This window comes from Nocardiopsis sp. iso_25, from assembly GCF_056173305.1.
In genome coordinates this window covers 4827293-4852075 of the sequence record NZ_CM149667.1, presented here as the reverse complement: position 1 = coordinate 4852075, position 24783 = coordinate 4827293, and the positions used below count along the sequence as shown (strand labels likewise).

The 24783-nt window shown below is 72.2% G+C and carries 24 protein-coding genes and 3 tRNA genes; 17 read left to right on the top strand and 10 right to left on the bottom strand.

What is annotated here, in order from left to right; all coding sequences use genetic code 11:
* Window positions 1-52: 52 nt before the first annotated feature.
* Window positions 53-1108 carry a M48 family metallopeptidase gene (locus tag AC0VX6_RS20900; RefSeq protein ID WP_274974282.1) on the bottom strand — a complete coding sequence of 352 codons (1056 nt, stop codon included), beginning with the start codon at window positions 1106-1108 and terminating at the stop codon, window positions 53-55.
* A gap of 230 nt (window positions 1109-1338) precedes the next feature.
* On the opposite strand from AC0VX6_RS20900, the gene nadD reads away from it, so the two are divergent.
* From nadD to AC0VX6_RS20880, 4 genes are all read left to right on the top strand, one after another.
* Window positions 1339-1992: a nicotinate-nucleotide adenylyltransferase gene (gene nadD, locus AC0VX6_RS20895; RefSeq protein ID WP_302475362.1), complete on the top strand. Its 654-nt coding sequence runs from the start codon at window positions 1339-1341 to the stop codon at window positions 1990-1992.
* A gap of 17 nt (window positions 1993-2009) precedes the next feature.
* Window positions 2010-2408, top strand: coding sequence for a ribosome silencing factor (rsfS, locus tag AC0VX6_RS20890; RefSeq protein ID WP_047870575.1), 399 nt, complete (start codon window positions 2010-2012; stop codon window positions 2406-2408).
* Window positions 2409-2442: 34 nt separating this feature from the next.
* Entirely contained in the window at window positions 2443-3066 is a 624-nt protein-coding gene (locus tag AC0VX6_RS20885; protein WP_274974281.1) for a histidine phosphatase family protein, read from the top strand.
* An 80-nt stretch (window positions 3067-3146) separates the two neighbouring features.
* Window positions 3147-3219 (top strand) — tRNA-Ala (locus AC0VX6_RS20880).
* 224 nt (window positions 3220-3443) lie between these two features.
* On the opposite strand, the gene AC0VX6_RS20875 is transcribed toward AC0VX6_RS20880, so the two are convergent.
* Together AC0VX6_RS20875 and AC0VX6_RS20870 are read right to left on the bottom strand one after the other, a co-directional pair.
* Window positions 3444-5063, bottom strand: a complete 1620-nt coding sequence (locus tag AC0VX6_RS20875; RefSeq protein ID WP_475465702.1) for a glycoside hydrolase family 13 protein — start codon at window positions 5061-5063, stop codon at window positions 3444-3446.
* A 19-nt stretch (window positions 5064-5082) separates the two neighbouring features.
* Window positions 5083-6102 carry a LacI family DNA-binding transcriptional regulator gene (locus AC0VX6_RS20870; protein WP_274974279.1) on the bottom strand — a complete coding sequence of 340 codons (1020 nt, stop codon included), beginning with the start codon at window positions 6100-6102 and terminating at the stop codon, window positions 5083-5085.
* A 223-nt stretch (window positions 6103-6325) separates the two neighbouring features.
* On the opposite strand from AC0VX6_RS20870, the gene AC0VX6_RS20865 reads away from it, so the two are divergent.
* Genes AC0VX6_RS20865 through AC0VX6_RS20855 form a run of 3 tightly spaced genes read left to right on the top strand, consistent with a single transcriptional unit; the run spans window position 6326 to window position 9437 of the window.
* Entirely contained in the window at window positions 6326-7636 is a 1311-nt protein-coding gene (locus tag AC0VX6_RS20865) for an ABC transporter substrate-binding protein (protein ID WP_274974278.1), read from the top strand.
* Between the two features lie 56 nt (window positions 7637-7692).
* Window positions 7693-8541 (top strand): carbohydrate ABC transporter permease, encoded by an 849-nt coding sequence (locus tag AC0VX6_RS20860; protein ID WP_019609619.1) that lies wholly within the window; start codon window positions 7693-7695, stop codon window positions 8539-8541.
* Complete coding sequence (locus AC0VX6_RS20855; protein ID WP_274974277.1) at window positions 8538-9437, top strand: carbohydrate ABC transporter permease; 900 nt, start codon at window positions 8538-8540, stop codon at window positions 9435-9437. Before AC0VX6_RS20860 ends, AC0VX6_RS20855 begins: the two co-directional genes overlap by 4 nt.
* A gap of 89 nt (window positions 9438-9526) precedes the next feature.
* Here AC0VX6_RS20855 and AC0VX6_RS20850 read toward each other — a convergent pair whose 3' ends face one another.
* Window positions 9527-10690, bottom strand: a complete 1164-nt coding sequence (locus AC0VX6_RS20850) for an alpha-hydroxy-acid oxidizing protein (protein WP_475465699.1) — start codon at window positions 10688-10690, stop codon at window positions 9527-9529.
* A 159-nt stretch (window positions 10691-10849) separates the two neighbouring features.
* On the bottom strand, window positions 10850-12628 hold the full coding sequence (locus tag AC0VX6_RS20845; RefSeq protein ID WP_475469407.1) for an ABC transporter ATP-binding protein: 1779 nt from the start codon (window positions 12626-12628) through the stop codon (window positions 10850-10852).
* Window positions 12629-12766: 138 nt separating this feature from the next.
* On the opposite strand from AC0VX6_RS20845, the gene AC0VX6_RS20840 reads away from it, so the two are divergent.
* Complete coding sequence (locus tag AC0VX6_RS20840; protein ID WP_274974275.1) at window positions 12767-13366, top strand: TetR/AcrR family transcriptional regulator; 600 nt, start codon at window positions 12767-12769, stop codon at window positions 13364-13366.
* Between the two features lie 76 nt (window positions 13367-13442).
* Here the strand turns inward: AC0VX6_RS20840 and AC0VX6_RS20835 are convergent, their stop codons facing one another.
* A complete protein-coding gene (locus tag AC0VX6_RS20835; RefSeq protein WP_017568462.1) occupies window positions 13443-13736 on the bottom strand; it encodes a GroES family chaperonin in 294 nt (97 codons plus the stop codon).
* A 154-nt stretch (window positions 13737-13890) separates the two neighbouring features.
* On the opposite strand from AC0VX6_RS20835, the gene AC0VX6_RS20830 reads away from it, so the two are divergent.
* From AC0VX6_RS20830 to AC0VX6_RS20815, 4 genes are all read left to right on the top strand, one after another.
* Window positions 13891-13963, top strand: a tRNA-Ala gene (locus tag AC0VX6_RS20830).
* A 303-nt stretch (window positions 13964-14266) separates the two neighbouring features.
* Window positions 14267-16045, top strand: a complete 1779-nt coding sequence (locus tag AC0VX6_RS20825) for a siderophore-interacting protein (RefSeq protein ID WP_475465698.1) — start codon at window positions 14267-14269, stop codon at window positions 16043-16045.
* A gap of 105 nt (window positions 16046-16150) precedes the next feature.
* Complete coding sequence (locus AC0VX6_RS20820; protein ID WP_475465696.1) at window positions 16151-17017, top strand: SRPBCC domain-containing protein; 867 nt, start codon at window positions 16151-16153, stop codon at window positions 17015-17017.
* Window positions 17014-17325, top strand: a complete 312-nt coding sequence (locus tag AC0VX6_RS20815; RefSeq protein ID WP_274974272.1) for an ArsR/SmtB family transcription factor — start codon at window positions 17014-17016, stop codon at window positions 17323-17325. The genes AC0VX6_RS20820 and AC0VX6_RS20815 overlap by 4 nt, the downstream gene beginning before the upstream one ends.
* Here AC0VX6_RS20815 and AC0VX6_RS20810 read toward each other — a convergent pair.
* Window positions 17300-17515 carry a hypothetical protein gene (locus AC0VX6_RS20810; RefSeq protein ID WP_274974271.1) on the bottom strand — a complete coding sequence of 72 codons (216 nt, stop codon included), beginning with the start codon at window positions 17513-17515 and terminating at the stop codon, window positions 17300-17302. The two genes, AC0VX6_RS20815 and AC0VX6_RS20810, sit on opposite strands and share 26 nt — an antisense overlap.
* A gap of 159 nt (window positions 17516-17674) precedes the next feature.
* On the opposite strand from AC0VX6_RS20810, the gene AC0VX6_RS20805 reads away from it, so the two are divergent.
* The 4 genes from AC0VX6_RS20805 to AC0VX6_RS20790 all read left to right on the top strand — a co-directional run bounded on the left by AC0VX6_RS20805 (window position 17675) and on the right by AC0VX6_RS20790 (window position 21069).
* Window positions 17675-17747: transfer RNA gene (locus tag AC0VX6_RS20805), tRNA-Ala, on the top strand.
* A gap of 352 nt (window positions 17748-18099) precedes the next feature.
* Complete coding sequence (locus tag AC0VX6_RS20800) at window positions 18100-18447, top strand: ArsR/SmtB family transcription factor (RefSeq protein WP_212643269.1); 348 nt, start codon at window positions 18100-18102, stop codon at window positions 18445-18447.
* On the top strand, window positions 18444-18917 hold the full coding sequence (locus AC0VX6_RS20795) for an SRPBCC family protein (RefSeq protein WP_475465693.1): 474 nt from the start codon (window positions 18444-18446) through the stop codon (window positions 18915-18917). The genes AC0VX6_RS20800 and AC0VX6_RS20795 overlap by 4 nt, the downstream gene beginning before the upstream one ends.
* A 67-nt stretch (window positions 18918-18984) precedes the next feature.
* Window positions 18985-21069, top strand: coding sequence for an ATP-dependent DNA helicase (locus AC0VX6_RS20790; RefSeq protein WP_475465691.1), 2085 nt, complete (start codon window positions 18985-18987; stop codon window positions 21067-21069).
* A 36-nt stretch (window positions 21070-21105) separates the two neighbouring features.
* On the opposite strand, the gene AC0VX6_RS20785 is transcribed toward AC0VX6_RS20790, so the two are convergent.
* Entirely contained in the window at window positions 21106-21633 is a 528-nt protein-coding gene (locus AC0VX6_RS20785; protein ID WP_047870739.1) for a DUF6315 family protein, read from the bottom strand.
* A 183-nt stretch (window positions 21634-21816) separates the two neighbouring features.
* A complete protein-coding gene (locus AC0VX6_RS20780) occupies window positions 21817-22164 on the bottom strand; it encodes a hypothetical protein (RefSeq protein WP_047870738.1) in 348 nt (115 codons plus the stop codon).
* Window positions 22165-22391: 227 nt separating this feature from the next.
* On the opposite strand from AC0VX6_RS20780, the gene AC0VX6_RS20775 reads away from it, so the two are divergent.
* Complete coding sequence (locus AC0VX6_RS20775) at window positions 22392-23909, top strand: hypothetical protein (protein ID WP_475465688.1); 1518 nt, start codon at window positions 22392-22394, stop codon at window positions 23907-23909.
* A 73-nt stretch (window positions 23910-23982) separates the two neighbouring features.
* Here AC0VX6_RS20775 and AC0VX6_RS20770 read toward each other — a convergent pair whose 3' ends face one another.
* Window positions 23983-24768, bottom strand: coding sequence for a glutamate racemase (locus AC0VX6_RS20770; RefSeq protein ID WP_274974267.1), 786 nt, complete (start codon window positions 24766-24768; stop codon window positions 23983-23985).
* Window positions 24769-24783: the final 15 nt, after the last annotated feature.

Here is a 24783-nt window from a genome sequence, read left to right as displayed (position 1 = left end):
GTCGGGAACCGGTGCCTGGTTCCCGGGCGCTGCCGTCCCGGGACAGGACCGGTCAGGAAGAGGTCCCCGAGCCCTGGTTGGTACGGGAGGAGCCGTTGCGCCACCGGTCGGCGACGGTGTCGAAGATCTTGCCGCCCGCGCTGGCCGCGCTGCCCGCGACGTCGCGCAGGGTGCCCAGCAGCGGGTCGCCCGTGCGCTCCCAGGACTGCTTGTAGGAGTCGGCGGCCTTGCGCGCCTCCTCGCCCACCCGGGCGTCGCGGTCGGTGGAGCGGCGCGGGTAGTCGCCGTTGACGATGCTCTGGTAGGAACCGTCCTCGATCCACCGGTGCAGCTCGGCCAGGCGCACCACCGCGAACGGGTGCGTCTGCCCGACCAGGCTGACCAGCTTGATGAGGCTGTCGCGGGCGTCGCCGCCGGACTCGTACTCGCGGGCCTGTTCGAGGAAGGCGTCGGGGTTCATCTCCACGAGCTTGGAGCCGCCCGCCAGCTTCATCAGGGCCCGCTTGCCCGCCTCGGGGTTCTGGCTGGCGAGGATCCCGGCGCGGTCGCAGGACAGCTCGGACTTGCGGTACCACTCCTCCAGCGCGGCCACGATGGCCTGGATGCCGATGAAGCCCAGCGGCACCCACGCCACGCGGGTGGCCAGTCGGATCAGGGCCAGCAGCATGGTGCGGTAGACGGCGTGGCCGCTGAGGATGTGGCCGACCTCGTGGCCGATGACGAAGCGCTGCTCCTCGGCGTCCAGCAGGTCGAACAGGCCCGTGGTCATCACGATGAACGGGCGGTTGCTGCCGATCGCCATGGCGTTCGGCTTCGGGTTCATCTGGATGTAGAGCTCGGGGACCTCTTCCATGTCCAGGACGTAGGCGGCGTCGCGCACGTAGTCGTAGACGTGGGGGAACTGGGTGGGCCCGACCCGGACGGCACTGGACAGGAACATCAGTCGCAGGGCGCGCTCGTTGAACAGCCCCGACAGGCGTTTGAACACCTCGTCGAACCCGCGCAGCGAGCGCAGCGCGACCAGGGCGCCCCGGTCGGCGGGGTGTTCGTAGGCACGGGGCGAGATCTCGGAGAGCCGGACGCGGACGCGGTCTGGTGTGTTGGCCATATCGGCATGCTATGCGCCGTGATCGCGCTTGGCCACGGTTTCCAGCTTCGAGATATGACGCGATTTCCGAGCGGCGCCGACGCGCCCGGGGGAAGGAACCCGGCGCGGCGTTCGTTGTCCCAGTGCCAGGACCAAAAGGGAGGAAGGGGACGGCGGTGGTGCCCTCCGTCGGCTAATCTCGGTTGGCCGATCCCGGCAACGGCAACGTCCACGGCGAAACGGAGCGCACAGTGGCGCACGCAGCTTCCGACGCATCCCGCAACGCGGACTCCCCCGCGCCGCGGAGAGGAACCGGTCCGACCAAGGTCGGCATCATGGGCGGCACCTTCGACCCCATCCACCACGGCCACCTCGTGGCGGCCAGTGAGGTCGCCCACCTCTTCGGGCTCGACGAGGTGGTGTTCGTCCCCACCGGCCAGCCCTGGCAGAAGGACCTGGCCAAGGTGACGCCCTCCGAGGACCGCTACCTGATGACGGTCATCGCCACCGCCGAGAACCCCCAGTTCCGGGTGGACCGCATCGAGATCGACCGCTCGGGGCCCACCTACACCCTCGACACGCTGCGCGAGATGCGCGCCAAGTACGGCCCCGACGTGGAGCTGTACTTCATCACCGGGGCCGACGCGCTGGGCGCCATCCTGAGCTGGCACAACGTCGACGAACTCTTCGAGCTCGCGCATTTCGTAGGCTGTAACCGGCCCGGTCACCACCTCAGTGACACCGGACTGCCCGAGGGCAAGGTCTCCCTGGTGGAGGTTCCCGCGCTGGCCATCTCCTCGACCGAGTGCCGGGAACGCGTCCGCAAGGGCGAACCCATCTGGTACCTGGTCCCCGACGGCATCGTCCGCTACATCAACAAGACCGGGCTCTACCTAGAGAGCTGAAAGGCAGCAAGCACAACGTGACAGCCACCGACAGGGCACTGGAGCTGGTCAGGGTCGCGGCGGAAGCCGCCTCCGACAAGCTCGCCCAGGAGATCATCGCCTACGACGTCAGCGAGCAGCTGGTCATCACCGAGGCCTTCGTCCTGTGTTCGGCCCCCAACGACCGGCAGGTCCGCGCGATCGTCGACGAGGTCGAGGACCAGCTCCGCCTCCAGTCCGGGGCCAAGCCGGTCCGGCGCGAGGGCGAGCGCGACGGCCGCTGGGTCCTGCTGGACTACGCCGACATCGTCGTGCACATCCAGCACGAGGAGGAGCGCGGCTACTACGGCCTCGAACGGCTGTGGAAGGACTGCCCCGAGATCGACCTGCCCGAGGGCGCGCGCGGCGCCCAGCGCACGCCGCTGGACGAGTTCTGACCCCCACCCGACTGCGAGCGGAGAGACACACCACGTGAGCGACACCCCTCGTGTGCTGTTCTGGCGGCACGGACGCACGTCCTGGAACGTGGAGAACCGCTTCCAGGGGCAGACCGACATCGCACTCGATCCGGTCGGCCACGCCCAGGCCAGGCGGGCGGGGGAACTGCTCGCCTCGTTGAACCCCGACGTCATCGTCGCCTCCGACCTGACCAGGGCCGCCGACACCGCCGGATACCTCTCCCGGGCCTCCGGGGTGCCCGTGGAGTTCGACGAGGGGCTGCGCGAGCGCTTCGGCGGCTCGTGGGAGGGGATGACCGGGGCGGAGCTGTCCGCGCGCTGGCCGGTCGAACACGCGCGCATGGACATCCCCGACGGCGAGCTCATCGCCGAGGTCGGCGACCGGATGCGCGCCGCCGTCGAACGCGGACTGGGCAAGACCCCGACCGGGGGGCTGCTCGTCGTGGTCAGCCACGGCGCCGCCCTCAGAGTCGGGATCGCCCGGATGCTGGGGGTCCCCGACGAACAGCGCGAGATCCTGGGACCGATCAGCAACTGCTGCTGGTCGGTGCTCCAGGAGCGTCGGGGGCAGTGGCGGCTGATGGAGCACAACGCGGCCAGCCTCCCCGAGCCGGTCGTGCTCAGCGACGACGCCTGAACCGTTTCGACGTTCGGGCCGGATTCCGCTATGGTTCAGGGAGTCGGCAGGACCGCCACAGGTCCGATCGACTCCCTTGAGGGGCTATGGCGCAGTTGGTAGCGCGCCTCCATGGCATGGAGGAGGTCTGGGGTTCGAATCCCCATAGCTCCACGGACTCGGGACGACCCTGCTCGGCGGCCTTCGGCCGCCTCGCCGGGTCGTCCTTCGTGCTTTCCGGGGGGAGACCCCCCCGAATCCCCCGGGGTACCCCCCCTGTGGTCGGGGTTGTGGTGATCGGTGGGGCGGGTGGGGAGTCTCCCTGTGACGTGGGGCTGTGCCTCCGGGGCCCTGCGGTCGGGGCCGCGGTGTGGGGCCTCGCCCCGGGACCGTGCCGGTCAGCGGCGCAGCCACACCGCCGCGTTTCCCGGGAGCCGTCCGTCCAGCTCCGCGCTGGCCACCAGCACCCGGCCCGGCGGCAGCTCCACCGCTTCCTCGCCCGTGTTGACCAGCACCAGCACGTCCTCACCCCGCCAGTAGGCCAGCACCGGCCCCCGGTTCAGCGTGTCGTCCCAGGCCAGCGCCTCGTCGGAGGAGAACTCCCGGCGGTGCGCCAGAGCCCGGCGGTACAGGGAGAGCACGGACCCGGGGTCGTCGGCCTGGGCCCCCACCGACCAGCGGCCCCACCCTTCGGGCTGGGGCAGCCACGGGGCGTCCCCGCCGAAGCCGTACGACGCTCCTTCGCGCGTCCACGGCAGCGGCACCCGGCACCCGTCCCGCCCCTTGTCGGTGTGCCCGCTGCGCGACCACCGCGGGTCCTCCAACGCCTGGGCGGGCAGGTCCGCCACCTCCGGCAGCCCCAGCTCCTCGCCCTGGTACACGTACGCCGATCCCGGCAGCGACAGCTCCAGGAGCGCCAGCGCCCGGGCCCGCCGCGTGCCCAGTTCCAGGTCCGGCTCCGGGTCGCGCCCGTCGGAGAGCAGCCACGCCTTCTGGTCGGTGCCCGGGGGCAGCCCCAGCACCGACACCGGGCGCACCACGTCGTGGTTGCCGATCACCCACGTGGGCACCGTGCCGACCTGCCCGGCGTCGGCGATCGAGGAGTCGATCACGCCGCGGTAGGCGTCGGCGTCCCACGAGGTCCTCAGGAAGTCGAAGTTGAACGCCTGGTCCAGCTCGTCCGGGCGCGTGTACAGCACCCGCCGTTCACCGGGCAGCCACACCTCGCCCACCGTGGCCCGAGGCGGGTCGAACTCCGCCAGCACCCGCCGCCAGTCCCGGTACACCTCGTGCACCTCGGGCCGGTCCAGGAACGGGTGGTCCGGGTTGGCCGCGATGTCCTCGAACCGGCCGCCCTCCACCAGCACCAGGTCGCGCAGCGGCTCCCGCAGGTCCTTGACCAGCGCGTACGCCACGTCGATCCGGAACCCGTCCACCCCGCGCCCGCTCCAGAACCGCAGGACGGCGCGGAACTCCTCGCGCACCCGCGGGTCGTCCCAGTTCAGGTCCGGCTGCTCGGGCGCGAACATGTGCAGGTACCACTGCCCGTCCGCCGCGCGGGTCCACGCCGGGCCGCCGAACGTCGACCGCCAGTTGGTCGGCGGCAGCCCGCCGTCCGCGCCCCGCCCGTCGCGGAACACGTACAGCTCCCGCTCGGGCGACCCGGGACCGGCCTCCAGCGCCTCCCGGAACCACGGGTGCTCCTCGGAGGTGTGGTTGGGCACGATGTCGACCATCACCCGCAGGCCCAGTGCGTGCGCGGCGGCCACCATCGCGTCGAAGTCCTCCAGGGTGCCCAGGCGCGGGTCCACGTCCCGGAAGTCGGCCACGTCGTACCCGCCGTCCGCCCAGGGCGAGGTGTAGAACGGCGACAGCCAGATCCCGTCCACGCCCAGGTCGGCGAGGTGGCCCAGGCGCGCGGTGATCCCCGCGATGTCGCCGGTCCCGTCCCCGTCGGCGTCGGCGAAGCTGCGCGGGTAGACCTGGTACAGGACCGCGTCGCGCCACCACTGCTGCATGCTGGTTCCTCCGAACGGGTCAGGAGAACAGACCGCGCGTGCTCCGGGGCGCGGCGGTGGACTGCCTCAGGATGAGCTGGGTGGGCATCTCCACCTGGAGGCGCTCGGCCGTCCCGTTGAGGATGCCCACGGTGAGCCGACCCGCGGTCAGCCCGGTGTCGTAGGGGGCCTGGTCGACGGTGGTCAGGTCCATCACCGCCGCGGTGTCGTGGTTGTCGAAGCCCATGAGGGAGATCGACTCCGGCACGCGCACGCCCGAGCGGCGCAGCGTGCGGTACGCCCCCAGAGCGAGGTCGTCGAATTCGGCCAGCACGGCCGTGGGCGGGTCGTGGTCCGACAGCAGTTCGCCCATGGCCAGCTCGCCGCCCGCGTGCCCGGTGGACTTGGCCACGCTCCGCGGCGGCAGCCCCGCCTCCGCCATGGCCGCCTCGTACCCCCGCAACCGGTGCCGTGAGCTGGCGCTGGACCAGGTCTCGGACCGCGAGGCGATGTAGGCCACGCGCGTGTGCCCCAGGTTGAGCAGGTGCCGGGTGGCCCCCGCGGCACCGGCCCGGTCGTCGATGTACACGCCGGCCCGGTCGGACATCCTCTGCCCGACCAGCACCACGGGCACGCCCACGTCGTCCAGCCGGTGGCACTCCTCCTCGGACAGGTCCATGGACACGGTGACCACGGCGTCGGTGTTGCGCCGCAGCGGCAGCGCCCGCGTCCAGCCCTCCCGGGCCCGCGTCTCGCCGACCTGGTAGACGAGCATGTCCAGGTCCGCCTCGCGCAGCGCGTCGCCGACCCCCGCCAGGACCGTCCCGAAGAACCACGGCTGGAGGAAGGGCACGACCACCGCGACCCGCCCCGTGCGGCCGGTGACCAGACCCGAAGCGTTGCGCGAGACCACGTAGGCCAGCTCGTCCGCGGCGCGCTGGACGCGCCGGCGCACCTCCGGGGCGACCCCGGGGGCCCCGCGCAGCACACGGGAGACCGTCGAGAGGGAGACACCCGCTCGCTGGGCGACGTCCCGCATGCTCGCGGGTTGGCTGGCCATACCGTCCACGGTAGGAGCGCGACCCCAGTGATGGCAACGTTTTCATGAGGAGATTCGGACGGCACGCCTTTCCTTTCCGTGCATGACGTATATCGAAACGCGTCCACTGTTGACTAGGTCACACAGTCGGTGGCATCGTTTGCGCACGAACACGGGGGGATGACCCAGCACACACTCGACGCCGCGCGCCCGGACACCCTTCCGGCGCGGTAAGGAGAGAGCCATGCCAGTGCATTCACACCAGAAGGGGTACACGGTGCGCGCGTGCGCTGCCGGGCTCGCCGCACTGAGCCTCACCCTGGCCACCGCGTGCGGCGAACCCCCCGGGGAGGAGACCGCGGGGGAGGGCGGCGAGACCGCGGGCCTGGCCGAGGACCCGGCGTTCGTCTGGGCGGTCACCGGAGCCGACCGCGCGATCCACGAGGAGGTCGCGCGCCTGTGGAACGAGAACAACCCCGACCAGCAGGTCGACATCTTCTTCCTGGCCCCCACCGCCGACGAGCAGCGCCAGGCCATGTTCCAGGACCTCCAGAACCAGGCGGGGGAGTTCGACGTCCTGGGCCTGGACGTCATCTGGACCGGTGAGTTCGCCGAGTACGGCTACGTCGAGAGCCTGGAGGACCTGCGCGGCGAGGTCGAGGGCGTCAGCCTGGAGGGGGCCGTCGACAGCTCCCAGTGGCAGCAGGAGCTGTACGCGCTGCCCTACTCCTCCAACGGCGCGTTCCTCTACTACCGCACCGACCTCGTCGAGGAACCCCCCACGACCTGGGAGGAGCTCTACGAGACCGGCACGGCCGCCGCCGAGGAGGAGGGCATCTCCGCCTACGTCGGCCAGGGCGACCAGTACGAGGGCTTCGTCGTCAACTTCCTGGAGCTGTACTGGTCCGCGGGCGGCCAGCTGTTCGACGACGCCCAGGAGCAGAGCACCTTCCTGGAGGGCGACGCCGCCACCACGGCCCTGGACTTCATGACCGAGGCCTACGAGAGCGGGTTCTACGCCGACGGCTTCGACACCATGGTCGAGGACGACGCCCGCGCCCTGTTCCAGGCGGGCGAGGCCGTCTACATGCGCAACTGGCCCTACGCCATCCCGCTCCTGGCGGGCGAGGGCGACGAGGAGAGCGCGGTCGCGGACGACTTCGCGGTCGCCCCGCTGCCCACCTTCACCGGTGAGGGCACCACCAGCGCGCTGGGCGGCCTCAACAACGCGGTCAGCACGCTGAGCGACAGCAAGGACCTGGCCCGCGAGTTCGTCCTGTGGGCGGCCACCGACCCCGAGGCGCAGGACATCCTGCTCCAGAACAGCCTGCCGCCGACCATGGCGAGCGCCTACGAGAACACCGACGACCCCGACTTCCAGATGCTCGGCGACATCCTCGCCCAGGCCCAGGCCCGCCCGCCGGTGCCCGGCTACAACTCGCTGTCCCTGGCCGTGCAGGACAACCTGCACCCCGCCTTCCGGGGCCAGGAGGAGCCCGGCACGGCCCTGGAGGCGGTGGACCAGGCGGCCAACGACGCGCTCGAACAAGAGTAGGCCGCATGGCGACGACCCAGAGAGTCCGCGTGAGCAGGGGCCTGGGTGAGCGTGCGATGGGGCGGATCTTCCTCGCCCCGTCGTTCGCCTTCATGGCCGTGATCGCGCTCTTCCCTGTCTTCTACGCGATCGGGATGAGCCTCTACGAGATCCGGGGGTTCCGCCAGGAGTTCACCGGCGTCGACAACTACGTCCGCGTCCTGACCGACTCCGGCTTCTTCAACGCCGTCTGGAACACCCTGGTGTTCACGGTGGCGTCGGTGTCGCTGGAGTTCCTCGTCGGCATGGCCTTCGCGCTGATCATGCACCAGGCCTTCCTCGGCCGCGGCCTGACCCGCGCGGTCATCCTGATCCCGTGGGTCATCCCGACCGCCGTGGCCGCGCAGGTGTGGCGGTTCATGTTCGACCCCAACCCGGGCTTCGTGAACGCCGTCCTCGGCACGGACATCAACTGGCTGCGCGACCCGTTCTGGTCGATGGTCGGCATCATCAGCGCCGACGTGTGGAAGACCGCGCCGTTCGTGGCCCTGCTGCTGCTCGCGGGCCTCCAGACCATCCCGAAGGACTACTACGAGGCGGCCAGGGTGGACGGGGCCAACGCGCTCCAGCGCTTCTGGAACATCACCCTGCCGCTGCTGCGCCCGTCCATCGTCGTGGCCCTGCTGTTCCGCACCGTGGACGCCCTGCGCATGTTCGACTTCGCGTACGTGTTCACCGGCTACTCGAACTCGCTGGCCACCCTGTCGGTCTACGCGCAGCGCTACCTGGTCCGGGACCCGGACCTGGGCTACGCCAACGCGTTGTCCACGGTCACGTTCGTCATCGTCATGCTCGTCGGCCTGGCCTTCATCAGCCGGATGGGCCGCCACATGATCGGTGAGGCGCCGCGGAAGGAGAAGCGATGACGGCCGAGACGGTGAGGCCGAGCGGGTCGGTGCACAAGCCGCGCCGACGCGTCCACCCGGCGGTGGGCAACACCCTCAAGCTGCTCGGGCTGGCCGTGGTGCTGCTGTGGTGCCTGTTCCCGTTCCTGTGGATGGGGATGACCAGCCTGCGGTCGGGATCGGCGGCGATCACCGACCCGAACATCTTCCAGGGGCCCTTCGACTTCAGCAACTACCGGGAGATCTTCGACCAGGGCTTCCAGTTCGCGCTGCGCAACTCGCTGATCGTGGCGACGGTGACCACGCTGATCTGCGTCCCGGTGGCCTCGCTGGCGGGCTACGCCCTGGCCCGGCTGCCGCTGGCCGGCAAGTTCGCGATCCTGGCCGCCACCCTGGTCGCGACCCTGTTCCCGCCGGTGGCGCTGGTCAACCCGCTCTACCAGATGTACCTGCAGCTCAACGAGTGGACCGGGATCAACCTGCTCAACTCCTTCGCCGGCATGATCATCCCGTACGTGGCGCTGACCCTGCCGCTGGCCGTCTTCATCCTCACCACGTTCTTCGCGGGCATCCCCAAGGAGATCGAGGAGTCGGCGAAGGTGGACGGGGCCACCCCGTTCCAGGCCTTCCTGCGCGTGGTGGCGCCGCTGGCGGCGCCGGGCGTGGGAGCGGCGGCCATCCTGACCTTCGTGTACGCCACCAACGAGTTCCTGCTGGCCTTCTCCTTCGCCCCGAACGACCTGAACGTGCAGACGGTCCCGGTCTTCGTGGCGACCTTCCAGCGGGTCGGCTACGAGAACCCGATCGGCCAGATCATGGCCGCTTCGGTCCTGGTGTCGGTCCCGTTGATCATCTTCGCCCTGGTCCTGCAACGCAGGATCGTGGCGGGCCTGACCTCCGGAGCCGTCAAGGGCTGACAGCACCACCGGAAGGAAGCGGACCGGTCCCGGGAGCGCACCGCGCCTCCGGGACCGGCTCCGTGTCCGGGCGGCCGCCCGGACACGGGTCAGCGGCGCACGACGTCGCTCCCGTCCAGGTCCGCCGCGTCCTTGCCCATCAGCTCGGCGGTGATCTGCAGCTCCGCCAGCGTCGCGCGCAGCACGTGCTCCACGCCCGCGGCGCCGCCCACGGCCAGCCCGTACACCCACGGCCGCCCCAGCAGCACGGCCTCGGCCCCCAGCGCCATCGCCACGGCCACGTCGGCGCCCGAGCGCACACCCGAGTCGAACAGCACCGTGGCGCGGTCGCCGACCGCGTCCACCACCTCGGGCAGGGCGTCCAGCGCCGCCACGGCGTTGTCGACCTGACGGCCGCCGTGGTTGCTGACCACGATCCCGTCCACGCCCGCCGCCACCAGGTCGGCGGCCTCGTCCCCGCGCACGACGCCCTTGACCAGCACCGGCAGGTCCGTCCACCGGCGGATGCGGGCGATGTTGTCGGTGCTCAGGGACCTGCTGGCGAACGCGCCCAGGAAGTGGAACACCGCCTCGGTGAACACCCCGCCCGGCTCCGGGTCGGCCTTGAGCCGGGAACGGAACTCCGGGTCGCTGAAGTAGTTCGCCGTGCCCTGGCTGCGCAGGAACGGCAGGTGGCCCAGCGCCAGGTCGCGGGGCCGCCACCCCAACCGCTTGGTGTCCGCGGTGACGACGACCGCCTCCGCCCCCGCGGCCTCCGCCCGCCGCACGAACGACTCGGCCAGCGCGTCGTCGCCGGGCCAGTACAGCTGGTACCACCAGGAGTCGACCGCCTCGGCGACCCGTTCCATCGGGGTGGAGGCGGCCGTGGACAGCACCATCGGCACCCCCACGGCGTTGGCGCCCTCGGCCACGGCGAGCTCCGCCTCCCCGTGCACCTGCTCCAGGACACCGATCGGCGCGGTCAGCAGCGGTGTGGCGTATTCCCTGCCGAACAGGGTGACCCCCAGGCCCCCGGCCCCCTCGGCCCCCGGCCGCAGGCTGCGCGGGCGCAGCGCGTAGCGGGCGAACGCGTCCACGTTGGCGCGGGCGGTGCGCTCCCGTCCCGCACCGCCCTCCACGTAGCCGAACGGACCCGGCTCCATGGCCCTCTCGGCCAGGTCGCGCAGGTCCTCGTGGTGGTAGGGCAGCCCGGGCAGGATGCCGTTGGTCGCATCGGCGTAGACGCCGTCCTGGTACTGGGCGAAGTCGGTCATGGTTCCCTCGCTGGCGCCGCGGCGCCGGGTACGGGCACCGCGGGGCACGGCGCACGGGACGGAAGAAGAGGACGGACCGGGCCGCGGGCAGGTGTGCCCCCGCGGCCGCGGCCGTCGAACCGTTCGCGCCACCGGTTCTGGCCGGATGCTACCGTGCGCTCACGTGACCGGCGTCACCTGGTCCGCCTCGGTCCGGTCACCGCCGGGTTCGGCAGCCCCGGTCTCGGCGATGTGCAGTGCCGTGACGAGCTCCCGGTACAGGTCGTCCCGGTCCATCAGCTCCCGGTGAGTGCCCCTGGCCCGCACCCGCCCGTCCTCCATCAGCACGATGGTGTCGGCGTGGATCACGGTGGACAGCCGGTGCGCGATGGTCACCACGGCCGCCCGCGCGGCGTGGGCGCGCACGCTCTCCGTGATGGCGGCCTCGGTGATCGCGTCCACCTGCGAGGTGGCCTCGTCCAGCAGCAGCATGTCCGGCGAGCGCAGCAGGGCGCGGGCCAGGGCGATGCGCTGGCGCTGGCCGCCGGAGAAGGACGTGGCGTCCAGCGGGGTGTCCAGCCCCTCCTCCAGGGCGTCGATCTTGTCGGCCAGCCGCACCTGGCCCAGGACCCGGCGCACCTCGTCCTCGGTGGCGTCGGGGCGGCTGAACAGCAGGTTCTCCCGGATGGTGCCGGGGATGACCGGTGTGTCCTGCTCCACGTAGGCGAAGCGGCCGCGCACCTGCCCGGGGGTGAGCTCCCGGTAGGGGGTCCCGTCCAGGAACAGCTGCCCCTCCTCGGGTTCGAGGAAGCGCAGCAGCAGCGAGAACACGGTGGTCTTGCCCGCGCCGGAGGGCCCCACGATCGCGGTGTGCCCGCGCCGGGGGACGGACAGGTCCACGCCGTCCAGCGCGGACTCGGCGCCGGGCGCGTAACGGGCGGTGACCCCGCGCAGTTCCAGCAGCGCGCCCGGGCGGTCCCCGTCCGGGGAGGGGACCGGCGCGTCCGCGTCCGCCGCCTCGGAGGAGGGTTCGAGCGGGATGGCCTCCACCTCGCGGATGCGCCTGGCCGCGGCCACGCCCGACTGGAGGGTGGTGACGCTCTGGGACAGCTCCATGACCGGGGTCATAAGGGTGAACGCGTAGAGCAGGAAGGCGATGAGGGTGGAGACCTCGATCGCGCCCGATGACACCCGCAGCGCGCCCACGCCCAGGATGGAGATGATGGCGAGCTGGATCCCGCTGAACGCGATCGTCCAGGCGACCGCCTCGCGCCGCACCGAGCGCACGCCGTACCGCGCGGACTCCCGCGCGTGTTCGAGGATCTGGCCGCTCAGGCGCTCCTCGGCCCGGCTGACCTTGACCGTGCGCACCGCGCGCAGCGCGCCGTCGAGCATGCCGCCCATCAGGCCCAGGGAGTTCTGCGCCCTCTCCTGCGCCTTGGCCAGGGCGGGCATCAGCGTCAGGAACAGGACGGTGACCACGAGCACCGCGACGAAGGTGACCGTGAGCAGGAACAGGTCCAGCACGCCCATCATGACCAGCGTTCCCACCAGCAGCACACCGCCGTTGATGAGGCTGATGACGCTGCTGGAGGCGGCCTCGCGCAGCAGGACCGTGTCGGAGGTCGCCCGGGTGACGAGCTCGCCGGAGGAGCGGCGCGACAGCGGGATGAGCGCGGCGCGGAAGTAGCGGCTCACCAGCGAGGTGCGCGCGTCCAGCACCACCTTCTCGGCGACGGTGCCGAGGAGGATCCAGTGCCACAGGCCGGACACTGTGCCCAGCACGAACAGGCCCAGCAGCAGGGCGATCGGCACGAGTAGGCCGCCCCCGCCGGAGACGGTGTCCAGGACCAGCTTGATCACCATCGGGTTGGCGAGTTCGAGCGCCGAGCCGAACAGGGCCAGCACCAGGCCCAGCGCCAGCTTGTTCCGGTGCGGGCGCACGAACGACCACAGCACCCGGAGCTGGGCGAACCGGGGTTCGGGCATACCCGGTTTCGAGTCGGTGTCTACTTTGGATGGATCAGTCATGTTTTAAAGTAGGTCATAGGCGACCGATTATTGTCAACCAATTACCGACAAGCTTAGGATGAGGGCATGGTGAAGAGCGCTCCCTCAGACGAAGAGACGAGGACGCGCGCCCGGACCCGGCGCGCGATCCTCGAAGCGGCGGTGGAGGTGCTCGGGGAGAACTCCTCGGCGCCCCTGTCCCAGGTGGCCAGAACCGCGGGCGTGGCGCGCAGCACGCTCCAGCGCTACTTCGCCGAACGCGCCGACCTGGTGTGCGCCCTCGGCGAGTACGCCGACGAGCTCATCAACGAGGCCACCGAGCGGGCGCGCACCACCGAGGGAACCGGACTGGAGGCCTTCCGGCGCCTGGTGCCCGAGTACTTCGGGCTCCAGAAGGTCGTCATGCTGGCCTTCGGGGCCGACGACTCCTGGGACGAGATGCTGGAGGAGGAGTGCGGGGAGGCTGACCGGGCCCTGTTCGCCCTCGTCGAGCGCGGCCACGCCGACGGCAGCATCGACCCCAGGATCACCCCGGTGTGGACACAGCAACTCCTGTGGGCAGGGCTCTACGCGGCCTGGGCCTACGTGAGCGCCAGCCGCACGCCCGCCTACGAGTCCCTCAACCTGTGCGTGCACTCGCTGACCAAGGCCATCGCCAACCCCGGCCGCGACGGCGCGGCCGACTGACCCGGAGCCGCGCGAAGCCGGGTGTCCGCCCCGGGCGGCGCGTCGAGGAAGTCGGGTAACCCGCCGGGGGAGGGGGCTACAGGTACAGGCCGGTGCCGCGCTCGGGGGCCTCGTTGGCCACGGCGTGCACGTCGCGCTCGCGCAGGATCACGTAACGCTCGCCGTTCAGCTCGACCTCGCCCTGCTCCTCGGGATCGAAGAGCACCCGGTCCCCGGTCTTGACGTGGCGGGCGCTGGTCCCGGCGCCGACGACCTCTCCCCACGCGAGCCTGGTCGCCAGCTTCACCGTGTCCGGGATGACCAGGCCGGCGCTGCTGCGCCGCTCGGTCCTGTCCGGGACCGACTTCACCAGCAGGCGGTCGTGGAGCATCTGGATCTCAAGCTTTGATTCGGGCACCACTCCAGGGTATTCGGCGCGGAAACCGGCCACCGCACGTCCACCCGAGAGCCCCGAGGTCGCAACCCACTCCCAACCTCCGGTACAGTAATTCCATCGCCGAGCGGGGGAACCGCCCGGCATACAAGGGGCTATGGCGCAGTTGGTAGCGCGCCTCCATGGCATGGAGGAGGTCTGGGGTTCGAATCCCCATAGCTCCACGAACGAAGGGCGACCCTGCTCGCGCGTGAACGCGCTCGCCGGGTCGCCCTTTGCGTTTACCGGGGGGAGACCCCCCGAACCCCCCGAGGTACCCCCCTGTGGTCGGGGTGGCGGTGATCGGTGGGGTGGGTGGGCACTCCCTTGCGACGTGAGGTTTCGCCTCCGGGCTCCTGCGGCTGGGTGCGGCCGAGTCCCGTCTGCGGTTCCGGCGTCGATCCACTTGCGGGGGGCGGTTGCGCTGCGGCATCGGCGGTTAGGTTAGCCTCACCTGGCTTGTGCCAAGGCTTCCCTCAGGAGTTCTCATGCCCCGCACCTCACGGCCCCTCCGGATCCACCCCATCGTGCTGCGCCGCGCGGAGGTGGCCCGCGTCGTCGACGTCACCCCGAACATGCGCCGGATCACTCTGACGGGAGACGATCTCACCGCGGGGAGGATGGGCGGGGGCTTCGAACGCCCCGCGTTCCGCTCGGACGGGTTCGACGACCACGTGAAGCTGGTCATCCCGCCGACCGACGGCCCGCTGCCGCACGTCGGCACGCAGGAGGAGAAGCGGTTCGCGTGGAACCCCGAGGTGCTCGCCCTGACCCGCGACTACACGGTGCGCTCGTACGACCCGGAGGCGAACACCTTCGACATCGACGTCGTGCGCCACGACCACGGCCTGGCCGCGGCCTGGGCGTTCCGCGCGCGGCCGGGGGACCGGATCCACTTCGCGGGCCCCAAGTCGTGCGCCCTGCGCAACGACGAGGCCGAGTGGCACCTGCTGGCCGGAGACGAGACGGCGCTCCCGGCGATCGGCCGCTGGCTGGAGGAGGCCCCCGAGGGCACGCGCGGGCACGTGATCGTCGAGGTCCCGACCGAGGCCGACCGCCAGGACATCCCGACCGCCGCGGACGTCAGCGTCGAGTGGCTCGTGCGCGGCGGACTCCCCGCGGGCACGGGCACGCGGCTGTTCGACGCGGTGCGGCGCGTGGCGGTGCCGGACCAGCGCGTCTACGCCTGGGTCGGCGGCGAGGCGATGACCATCGCCCCCATCCGCCGCTACCTGCGCGGGGACTTGGGGCTCCCGAAGGAGGACGTCGAGGTCGTCGGGTACTGGCGCAGGCCCAGGAGCACGGACGACAGCGCGCCGCGTGACGACGCCGAGCGCCTCGTTCCCGCCGACACCGGCGGCACGACCCCCGCCGAGCTGCTCCACGAGGTGCACGAGATGACCGAGCTGGCGCCGCCGATCATCACGCGCGTCGCCGTCACGCTCGGCATCGGCCCGCTCATCGCCTACGGCGTCTCGACCCGCGACGGGATCGCCCGCGAGACCGGCGTGGAGCCGACCCGGCTCGCGCCCCTGCTCGACGCGATGTCCGCGCTGGGACTGGTGGAGCGGGACGGCGACCGCTACCGCAACACGGCCCGCGGCGGCGTCCTCATGGAGGAGTCGGCGGTCGAGGGCCTCTCGCTCGACAACCCGGCCAACCGCGAGGCGCTCGGGTTGATCGACCTCCTCGACGTGCTGCGCTCGGGCCGTCCCTCGCCGCGCCTGGGCGCGTCGTCGTGGCGTGAGCGCCGGGCGGCCGACGGAGTGCTGGACGGCGTCCACCACGACCGCGCCGCGGACGACCTCCAGTACGTACTCGAACCGCTCGCGCGGACCGCCCCGGTCGCGGGCGCGCGCACCCTCGCCGTCTTCGGCGACGCGGCCCCGTTCGTCGCCTCGCACCTCGCGCGCGGGCGCACCGTGCAGCTGCCGGGCGACGCCGACCCCGCCTGGCCCGCACACGACTGCGCCGTCCTCGTCGGCGCCCTGGAGGGCCGATCCGACGAGGAGGCGCTCCCGCTGCTGCGCGCCGCGTTCGCCGCGGGCCCCGCCCTGGTGCTCGCCGAACGCACGTCCGACAAGGCCGCCGCCGACGACCATGCCGCCGAGCACGCCCTGACGAGTCTCGCGGTCACCGGCTCCGTGCTGCGGACCCGGGAGCGCATCGATGGCCTCCTGCGCGCCGCCGGGGCGTCGCGGGTGGAGGCCACCACCCTGGGCTGGGGTTTCGGCCCGTTCGGGACAGTGACCGTCGCACATGCGTGAACTCGCCGCACCCGGCCGCGCGCGGCCTTGCGCAACCATGAGGTTGCACCACGGGTGGCTTGGGTGCAACCATGGCGTTGCACATCAAGGGATCGGAGAAGAGCCATGGACGAGACGCTGGACCGGGTCGAACGGCAGGTGGACATCGCGGCGCCGCCCGAACGCGTCTGGGAGCTGGTGACGCGACCGGGCTGGATGATCAACGACGGCGCGATCATCGACCACGAGACCGAACGGGACGGCGACGTGGACGTCGTGCACGACCCCGTCCACGGAACCTTCCGGGTGCGCACCGAGAAGCTCCGGCCCCACTCCTACGCCGCCTTCCGCTGGCTCGCCCGCGAGGGGGAGGGTTCCACGCTCGTGGAGTTCTGGATCCTGGAGCGCGACGGGGGAGGGGTGACCCTGCGCGTCGCGGAGAGCGGCTTCTCCACGCTGAGCGACTCCGAGGCCGAACGGCGCAGACTCCTGGAGGAGACCACCTCGGGCTGGGAACTGGAGCTCGCGGCCGCGCGGTCCTACCTCGACCCCGCGACCGTCGAGCGGTCCGTGCACGTGGACGCCGCCCCCGCCGGGCTCTGGCCGGTGCTCACCGAACCCCGGCACTTCGCCGCCTGGTACGCCTTCGGCGGCGCCGACTTCGAGGCCGTGCCCGGAGCGGCGATGGAACTGCGCTGGGAGGAGCACGGCACCTTCCGCGGACGCGTCGTCGCCGTCGAGGAACCGACCCTCTTCTCGTACCGCGTCGCGGCCGAGCCCGACACCGAACCGGGGGAGGACGACAGCACCCTGGTCACACGGCGCGTCCGCGAGTCCGGGAAGGGCTCGCTGCTCACCGTCACCCAGAGCGGGTTCGACGCCCTCGCCGCGCGCCTGGGAACCGTCCCCGACAACGTCGCCACGGAGACCGAGGGGTGGTCCGGAGGCCTCGCAGCCCTCGTCGGACACCTGGCGCGGACGGCGGAGCCGTGACCGGCGAGGCCACCGCGTTCGCGGCCCTGGGCGACGAGACGCGCTGGAGCATCCTGGTCCGGCTGGGCCGCGCGCCCGCGTCGGCCTCGGCACTCGCCGAAGAACTGCCGATCAGCCGCCAGGCCATCGTCAAGCACCTGGAGGTCCTGCGCGGAGTCGGCCTGGTCGAGTCCGAGCGGCGCGGCCGCGAGGTGGTGCACCGCCCGGTCGGGGCGCGCCTGAGCGAGCTGGGGCGCGATCTCCAGCGCGTCGCGCGGGTCTGGGACCGCAGGCTGGAGGCGATCAGGAAGCTGGCGGAGGAGGACTGAGCCGTTCGTCCACGAAGGCGAGGAGGCCCGGATCGCCCGAGGTCAGGCGCTCCACCTCCTCGCCCCCGTCGCACCGGCACAGGGCCACCGTCACCTCGGAGGCGGTCCGCCCCACCACCCGCCACACGGCGCCGTGGTCCTCCCAGCGGACCAGGGTTTCGACCGGGTTCTGTCGTGGTCTGTCGCTCATGTCCTCTCATGTGCCCCGCCCGGGGGTGGTTGAAGAGGGGCCTGGACGGGCGTCCCGGCCGTCCCGGAGCGCGCGGGGGTGTGTGGGCCGGCCGACACTGCGGCTGGTCATCCCACCCCCACACGTCCGATAGACTCGAACCGTTGCCGAAAAGCACACGGGGCTATGGCGCAGTTGGTAGCGCGCCTCCATGGCATGGAGGAGGTCTGGGGTTCGAATCCCCATAGCTCCACGAACGAAGGGCGACCCTGCTCGCGCGTGAACGCGCTCGCCGGGTCGCCCTTTGAGTTTACCGGGGGGAGACCCCCCGAACCCCCCGAGGTACCCCCCTGTGGTCGGGGTCGTTGTGATCGGCGGGGTGGTCGGGAGTCCCCTTATAACGCGGGGCTTCGCCCCGAGACGCCCCCTGTGGTCGGGGTCGTGGTGTTCGGCGGGGTGGGTGGGGCGTTCTCCCCCGACGCGGGGCTTAGTCCTGGGGCGCCCCCTGTGGTCGGGGCCGAAGCGGTTCTTCTCTCTTGGCTCGTTGGTGTGTCATGGGTCATAATCAACGCATCGGTTGATTAACAGGAAAGTTGAATACGCAGATGGCGACCGACCCGTTGAGTCTCACGTTCGCCGCACTGGCCGACCCGACCCGTCGGGCGCTGCTGGCGAGGCTCGCCGAGGGTGAGGCCACCGTCAACGAGCTGGCGGAACCGTTCCCCATCAGCCTCCAGGCGGTCTCCCGGCACCTGAAGGTGCTGGAGCGGGCGGGCCTGGTCAGCCGGGGCCGCGACGCGCAGTGGCGCCCCTGCCGACTGGAGACCGCCCCCCTGGAGGAGGCGACCGGGTGGATCGAGCGCTACCACCGCCAGTGGGAGGACCGCTTCGACCGGCTCGACGCGGAGATCCGCCGAATCCAGCAGACACAGACCACAGGAGAGCAGTCATGAGCGACCTCACGGTGATCGCCGAGCCCGGGCAGCACGACATCGTCGTCACGCGCAGCTTCGACGCGCCCCGCGACGTGGTGTTCAGGGCCATGACCGAAGCCGAGCACCTCGCCCGCTGGTGGGGACTCAAGGAGAACGAGACCGTCATCGACCGCGCGGACCTGCGCCGGGGCGGTTCCTGGAGGTTCGTCGAGCGCGCCCCCGACGGCCGGGAGTACGCCTTCCACGGCGTGGTCCACGACGTCGTCGCGCCCGAGCGCTTCGTGCAGACCTTCGAGTTCGAGGGCATGCCCGGACACGTGTGCCTGGAGACCACCACCCTGGAGGAGGGGGACGGGCGCACCCTCTACACGTCGACCACCGTGTTCCAGAGCGTCGAGGACCGCGACGGCATGGTCGAGTCCGGCATGGAGTACGGCCTGAAGCAGTCCATGGACGCACTGGACGAGCTGCTGGCCGCGATGGGCTGAGCGCCTCCGGCCGATCCCGCCTGTGGACAACGCCCGCCCTGTCCTCCGCGGCCGGTACTGTCGATCCGTGGCAGATCTCCCCGACGTCCCCACCCTGCTCGACGCGGCCGTCGCCGCCCTGGGCGGCAGCCGCCGCGAGGGCCAGGCGACCATGGCCGGTGCCGTGGCCGAGGCGGTCGACAAGCGCGAACACCTGGTGGTCCAGGCCGGTACCGGCACCGGAAAGTCCCTGGCCTACCTGGTGCCCGCGATCAGACACGCCATGGCCAAGGAGAGCACCGTGGTGGTCTCCACCGCCACCATCGCCCTGCAGAACCAGCTCATCGAGCGCGACCTGCCCCGCCTGGCCGGGGCCCTCGCGCCGATGCTGTCCCGCGAGCCCACGTTCGCCGTGCTCAAGGGCCGCCGCAACTACCTGTGCCGCAACCGGCTCCAGACCGCCGGCGAGGAGGCCGAGGACACCGAGCTGTTCGACCCGCGCCAGCTCTCCTCGCTGGGCCGACAGGTGGCCCGCCTGCACGAGTGGGCCGAGGACACCGTCACCGGCGACCGCGACGAACTCGTCCCCGGCGTCAGCGACCTGGCCTGGCGCCAGGTGTCGGTGGCCGCCAACGAGTGCATGGGCGCCCGGATCTGCCCCTTCGGCCAGGAGTGCTTCGCCGAGTTCGCCCGCGAGGCCACCCAGGGCGTGGACGTGGTGGTCACCAACCACGCCATGCTCTCCATCGACATGTCGCAGGGCTACCACATCCTGCCCGAGCACAACACGATCATGATCGACGAGGCGCACGAACTCGTCGACCGCGCCACCTCCGTGGCCACCGGCGTCCTGGGCGAGCGCACCGTCAACGCCGCGGCCAAGCGCGCCGCCCGCCTGGTCGAACCCGGGATCAGCGAACGCCTCACCGAGTGCGCCGACGGCCTCGCCCTGATGTTCACCGAGTCGCCCGACGGGCGCCTGGACCACATCGACGACGCCCTGGCCAACGCGGTCGCCGCCACCCGCGACGCCGCCTCGGCCTGTGTCACCGCCATCGGCCCCTCACCCGGGGAGCTGGACCCGGACGGCGCCAGCGACCGCCGCCTGGCCCTGGCCGCGCTCGGCGAGGTGCACGACACCGCCGTGCGCGTCCTGGAGTCCTTCGAACCCGCCCTGCGCGACCGCACCGAGGTCGTCTGGCTGACCAAGACCCCCGGACGCCAACCCGCGCTCCACGTCGCCCCGCTCGGCGTGGGCGGACTGCTGCGCGAGAAGCTCTTCGGCGACCGCACCGTGGTGCTGACCTCCGCCACCCTCACCCTGGGCGGCTCCTTCACCTCGCTGGCCAACCAGTGGGGCCTGGGCCGCGAGGTGGTCCAGGAGGCCGCCGAACGCGCCGCCGCGGGCCGCGGGCCCGAGCCGGACGGACCCCCGGAGGGGGACGGCACCGACGACGAGGACGGGCCGCACCGCGCGGCCGGGGAGCCCCGCTGGCGCGCGCTGGACGTCGGCTCCCCCTTCGAGCACGCCCGCCGCGGCATCCTCTACGTGGCCACCCACCTGCCGCCGCCCGGCCGCGACGGCCTCGCACCCGCCTACCTGGACGAGATCAGCGGACTCATCGAGGCCGCCGACGGCCGCGCGCTGGGGCTGTTCTCCTCCATGCGCGCCGCCCAGCAGGCCGCCGAGGAGCTCCGCGAACGCCTGGACCAGCCGATCCTGTGCCAGGGTGAGGACTCCACCGGGCAGCTGGTGCGCCGCTTCGCCGAGGAGGAGCGGTCCTGCCTGTTCGGCACCCTGTCCCTGTGGCAGGGCGTGGACGTGCCCGGACCCTCGCTGTCCCTGGTGATCGTGGACCGCATCCCCTTCCCGCGGCCCGACGATCCGCTGGCCTCCGCGCGCCAGCGCGCGGTCGCCGCGCACGGGGGCAACGGCTTCCTGTCGGTGGCCGCCACCCACGCCGCCCTGCTGCTCGCCCAGGGCACCGGGCGCCTGCTGCGCTCCACCGAGGACCGGGGGGTCATCGCCGTCCTGGACCCGCGCCTGGCCAAGGCCCGTTACGGCGGCTTCCTGCGCGCCTCCCTGCCGCCCTACTGGGGGACCACCGATCCGGCGGTGGCCAGGTCGGCGCTGCGCCGCCTCGCGGGCCAGCCCGAACCCGCCGCCGGGTAGGGCTCCGGGGCCGTGTCGCGCGAGCGCGGTCCGGTCTCAGCCGCGCGTGCGGTAGCCGAACAGCCGGACCGCGTACGCGGGGGACTCGTCGTCCTCCGCCTCCTGGATGAACCAGCGGTCGTCGTGCTCGCCCACCAGGAGCTCGTTCCACATCATGTCGATGAGCTTGAGCCGGGAGACCACGGACGCCTCGGGGTCCAGCACGATCGAGTAGGCGCGGTCGGTCAGCCGCTGGGTCACCATGCCCACGGACTGGCCGTCCCAGATGGCCGGGACGGGGGCGTGCCCGACCTCGACCCCGCACAGCCGCAGCTGCTCCACCTCCTCGTCGAGGGCCTCGGCCGCCAGGGCGCCGTCCAGCCGCAGGGCGTCCTCCAGCTCGTCGCGGTCCTCGTCGGCGCGCATGTAGGCGTGGTAGGTGCGGTAGCCGCAGGTGCGGCACTTGCGCCAGACGACGCAGCGGGCCAGTCCGTAGGCGGACTGCGCCTCGCCCACACTCTGGTAGTCGCTCACCTCGCGAATCGTGCCGCAGTCGCAGCACAGGGCCGTGAGATCCTGCTTCATCAGAGTCCCCCCTCCGAGGCGAGTATGCGACGGATGAAGCCCGTTAGGGAACCCGTTCTGCGAGGAAGTCGCGGCAAGGACTCGTCATCAATGCCCAAAATGACCCGGTCGCGGGTTTCGGACCGTCCCCAACGGCGTGTCGGTGTGGCGAGTCTTACCCTCGCCCAGTACGCCCGCGCGCCCTCACTCGTCCAGTGACAGGCCGCGCTTGTTGCGTGCGCTCCAGTCGCGCATCCGCTGCGGGTAGCCGACGATCTGCACGTCGTAGGCCGGGGCCGCCAGGTTCCGGGCCACCTTGCGGATCACGTCCGGCGAACCGCACCGGCGGCGGATCCACTCGCCGTCCGTCGCGACCGCGACCGCCGTGGCCCGCGTGGCGAAGGTCTCCGGTTCGACGAAGAACTCCACGCCCACCCTGCTCTTGGCGAACTCGATCAGCGCCTTGATGTCCGAATCCTCGGCATCCCGGTCGAAACGGGCCTTGCCCTTGCGGTTGGCCTTGCGGAGTCCGAAACGGTCTCGCCATCCCATCGGCGCTCATGTCCCCTTGGTGCAACTCGGTGCGGCCCGGTGCGGCTGGATGCTCGGGACCTCGCGAAGGCCCCCGCCGGGCACCACGGCCCCCGAGTCTAGCGGTCCGGGCCGTCCCCGACAGGACGCGTATCCCCCTGCTCCACGGCTTTGCGCGTTTTCCGGACAGCCCTGTCACGGCGCTGCTACGTTCTGTTCTCACATGGTGCTTACAGGGGGTGCAGACCATGCCGATGTGGACGTGGGCGGGGGAGACCGCACGACGACTCCGGGCGGTCGGCCAGGCGGAGCTGGCCGAGGCGGTCGCGGGTCTGCCCGTGCTCTGCGAGGCCGGGGACCCGGTGCGCGTGGAGGCCGTGGCCCGTTCGGCGCTGCGCACCGCGCGCCGACTGGTCGCCGAGGCGGGAGCGGTCGAGGCCGCGGTCCCGGGGGTCTTCGGCCCGCCGACCCTGTTCTTCCTGGCGCACTGGCCCCTGGCCGTGCGCGTGGGCGCCCTGGCCGAGGGCGGGCGCGCGCTCGCCCAGGTGAGCGCGGCGGCCGACGACGAACCCGAGCCCCTGGCCCACGGGCCGCTGCCGGTGTCCCTGCTGGAGACCCTGGTGCGCTGCCACGCCAACATCGACGCCCGCGGCACCACCGGACAGCGCCGCGAACTGCTCTCCACCCGGCGCCTGGCCGGTTGGGAGCGCACCCCCGCCTGGCCCTCCTTCACCCTCGCCCGGGTCAACCTGCTCATCGACGAGGACCTGGCCGACCGGGCCGAGAACGAGCTGCGGCGCTACGAGCACACCGCCACCGGCCCGGCCATGCTCGGCGCCGAGGGGGTGTTCACCCTGGTCAGGGCCCTGCGCCACCAGGACGAGCACGCCCAGGCGCTGGAGGTGCTGGACCGCATGGAGGCGGAGCTGGTCCTGGACGAGACCAATCCGCGCAGGGCGGCCCTGAACCGGCGCATCCGCTTCGAGCGCGCCCGGCTGCTGTCCTGGCTGGCCCGCCTGGGCCACTGCCCGCCCCAGGAGGCCATCGTCCCCCTGCCCACCGTTGAGGAGGCCGAGGCGTACCCGAGTCTGCGGCCCGCGTGGGTGGAGGCGGTGGAGAACCTGGTGTGCCAGGGCGCTGTGCGCAACGACTGGCGGCTGGGGGTGCGGGTGACTACCTGGTCGCGCTACTTCGAGCGGGTGGGGGCGCCGCGCCGCGGCGCCGAGCTGGCCCTGTCCGCCGCACGCCTGGCCGCGGTCCGCGGCGCCCGCTGGGTGGCCAGCTGCTCCGCGCAGCGGGCGGAACGGCTCATCGGGGAGCTGGGGAGCACCGAGGAGGTCCTGGGAGACCTGGCCGAGGTGCGCGCCATGATCGCGACGATGCCCCCGGTCCGGCCGCTGGTCCCGGCCGAGGAGGTGCTGGACTTCCTGCGGGCGCAGCCCGCGGAGGAGGTCGACCCCGAGCAGCAGGCCGAACAGGTCAACGCCGCCCTGGAGAGGATGCCGCACGACACCCCGCTGCTGACCGCGCTCGGCCAGGTCGGCCGGACCCTGATGCTCTCGGACGCGGCGACCGAGCCCCAGTGGCGCCACGTGCGCGAGCAGCCGGGGGACCAGCGCGCGGCGCTGTCCCTGCTGGAGACCCTCCTGCACGACAACGACACCGTCGGGGTGCGCACCCTCGTGAGCACCCTAGCCGCCGGTGCGCTGGACGGTCCGGTGCGGGCCGGCGCCCCCGGGCGGGGGACCCTGGCGCCCCACCCCTGACGGGCGGTCACAGGGGGCGGCCGTCGCCGGTGTGACGCCAGGGGCGGGCCGGACCGGAGCGGGAGGGGCATCCTCACACGGTCGCCGCGCCCACCCCGGAGGCCAGTGAGCGCCCCGCGGGGTAGGACAGCGCGGCGGCGGGCAGCCGGGAGGGACGACCGCTGGCCAGCACCCGCACCCGGCCCGGGGCGGCGCCCACGGGCCTCTCGCCGATCCGGCGCAGGGCCTGCGCGGCCACCGCTCCGGCGGCGGTGAACAGCTCCGCCCGCCCGCCCAGGGCCGCGGAGATCCGCGCGCCCACCAGGTCGTAGTGCGTGCACCCGAGCACCACGCCGTGCACGTCGCCGGGGGTCAGTCCGGCGGCGTAGGCCACCGCGTCGTCGATCAGCCTCGGGTCGGCCGACTCCACCGCCTCGGCCAGCCCGGCGCAGGCCACCGCGGTCACCTCCACGCCGCGGGCGAAGGTCTCGATGAGCTGGCGCTGGTAGCCGCTGCGCGTGGTCGCGGCGGTGGACCACACCGCGATCGGCCCTCCGGCCGCCGCCGCGGGCTTGATCGCGGGCACCGTCCCGATCACCGGGACGTCCGGCTCGAACTCGGCGCGCAGCTCGGCCAGCCCGTGCACCGACGCGGTGTTGCACGGCACCACCACCGCGTCCAGCGCCGCGCCCCCGGCGGCCTCCTGCGCGGCCCGGGCCCCGGCCAGGGCGCGCGCGACGATCTCGTCCGGGGTACGCGGACCCCAGGGCATGTGGTCCGGGTCCATCGACAGGAACAGGTCGGCGTCCGGCCGTGCCACACGCAGGGCCGCCGCGGTCGAGAGCATGCCGATACCGGAGTCAACGAGAGCGATACGCACGAACCCCGATCCTAC